This is a genomic window from Campylobacter sp. BCW_6468 (assembly GCF_001762865.1).
GTDB classification, from domain to species: domain Bacteria; phylum Campylobacterota; class Campylobacteria; order Campylobacterales; family Campylobacteraceae; genus Campylobacter_D; species Campylobacter_D jejuni.
Map to the genome: position 1 here is coordinate 1 of NZ_MJXQ01000005.1, position 2,363 is coordinate 2,363.

The 2,363-nt window shown below is 33.5% G+C and carries 1 protein-coding gene and 1 pseudogene; both read right to left on the bottom strand.

Annotated features, from left to right (window positions below; translation table 11 throughout):
- The coding region (locus AJ889_RS00130; RefSeq protein ID WP_070293176.1) for a flagellin at window positions 1–1,478 on the bottom strand (1,478 nt) is incomplete at its 3' end.
- Window positions 1,479–1,574: 96 nt separating this feature from the next.
- A pseudogene (locus tag AJ889_RS00135) lies at window positions 1,575–2,363 on the bottom strand (motility associated factor glycosyltransferase family protein); the annotation flags it as partial.

Genomic DNA, 2,363 nt, shown 5'->3' on the forward strand with positions numbered 1-2,363 from the left:
GCTGTTTCAGCTATATCCATCACAGCCATAGCACCTTTAAGTGTGGTAACACCTGCTGTTTCATCTTTTACTCCAAAAGCAGTTGTTTTCATAGTTGCAAACTGAGAAAGTCCGCTTTGACTAGAAAAACCTGAACCTGCAGAAACATTATATACCGCAGAAAGTTGCGAAGCAGCTGAAATAGTTATTGCATTAGTAGTAAGTACAGCAGAATAATTCTTACCACTACCTACAGAATAACCTGAACCTGCCGAAAATCCACTTCCTGCACTACTCATATAAGCGCTAACAGAAGAAACTCCAGCTAACATAACTCCTTTATTTACAGAACCAAATCCCATAGCATCAGCGATATTAGCATCAAATCTTCCTTTTGATTCTCTTAAAGAAACAGAAGCTTGAGAGATAAATTGAGTTGCACCAAAGCCTGCAGAAGAAAGATTGCTACCGCTGATTAAAATATCTTTACCATCATTTTTAACTAAAGACAAGCGGCCATAGTTTTCTTTCATATCAGCATTGATAAAGGCACCTCCACCTATATTACCATCGATTTTAATCCCTCTACCTTCTCTTGAAGTAAGTAAAAGTTGTCCATTAGCATCGATTGAAGCTTCAACTCCAGTAGTATCTTTAACCGAATTGATTGCAGCAACTAAAGCACCGTTTCCATCACCATCTTTGTAATCTACTTTACCGATTTTTACCCCATTAATAGCAAAGTCATCTGAAGTAGTTCCTGCTCTAACTGCAGCCATACCTCGAGTCTCTACTGTAAAAGTAGCTCTAACACCTGTTTTATCAGCATTTTTATTGATCTCATCTGCTAAGGCTCCAAGTCCTGTTCCAACTGAAGTTGAAATCACAACTTTTTGAAACTGAAAATCATCTATACCATTGTAATTTTTAAGAGTAAATTGCACTTCGCCACTAGTTGAAATTCTTCCTCCTGTTTCAAAGCGTGTTAAACCTATCTTAGAAGACTGGGTTGCTCCTATAGTAGCTTTTATAGTTTGATTTGAACTTGCGCCGATTTGAAATTCTTGATTGATAAAATTTCCACTTAAAAGTTGTTTACCGTTAAATGAAGTAGTATTTGCGATATTGTCAAGTTCTTCCATTAAACGGTTGATATCTGCTTGAAGCATAGTTCTTGTTTTTAAACTTTGTCCATCTTGAGCCGCTTGAGTTGCCTTAGTTTTGATTGTATCTAAGATTTTAAGTTGCTCATCCATAGCCTTATCAGCAGTTTGTAAGATACCTAAAGCATCGTTACCATTAGATATAGCTTGACCTAAAGTATTAGCTTGAGATCTTAAACTATCTGCTATCGCCATCCCTGAAGCATCATCTGCTGCGGAGTTGATTCTAAGACCTGAACTAAGTCTACTTAAAGAAGCATCCAAACTTTTACTATTTAAATCAGCGTTTGCTTTAGCATTTAAAGCTGCAACATTGGTGTTAATACGAAATCCCATTTTAAATCCTTTTAAAAAAATTCAAGCTCATCCATGAACTTGTTAAATGCTATATCGTGCAATCAAAAAAATATTTTATACTTTGGTAATAAAATTTCATACTTTTGACAAAGACTTGTATTTTTGCCCTAACTTTTCTATAAAATAAAGCAACCATTCATGGTAAGCTTTAATATAAGCTGTGATAAAATGCGTTTTATCTTGTATATGAAGTTTTAATACATCAGCAATCATTTTTCCACGATAAGCAAAAGCTCCTCTTAAAACTTCATCCTGTATAAACTCATCTTCATCTAAAGAGTGATTAAAATTTTCTATGTTTTGATAGACTTTTTCTAAAAATTCTAAAGGTAAAATAAAATCTTTACTGAGTATATTTTCTAAAATTTGTTTTAAAGCTAAGGCATCGTCTAAAAATCTTTTGGCATTTTCTTGATCTTTTTGTATTTTTTCTTTGAATTTAACTAGGAGTTTATCACTTCTATTTTTAGTTAAACTTTTTGGAAGTTCAAATTTGGGTTTTTCTTTTGTAAGGAGTTTTTCACAACATTCTTTAAAGGAAAGTTCTTCAGTGAAATTAATCCTTGCTCCACCTTCAGTAGCATTGTAAAATTTAGCCTTTTGATCATTGCAAGCAAAAAGATATTCAAGTTTTATACGATAATCATTCCAGGTTATATGAGTTAAAACTTCACCTTTACCTGCATAGGCAGGGACTTTAAGTTTATCTATATTTTCTTCACCGCTAAATTTCTCCCCAAAATCAAAACCTTTTGAGTGTGAATTTCCTTTTTCATCAAAGGCTAAATCTTGCCCTATCATAATAATATTTTTAAATCCCAAAGCCAAAGCTAAAGTATAAGAAAAATGACTTACATGAGTACC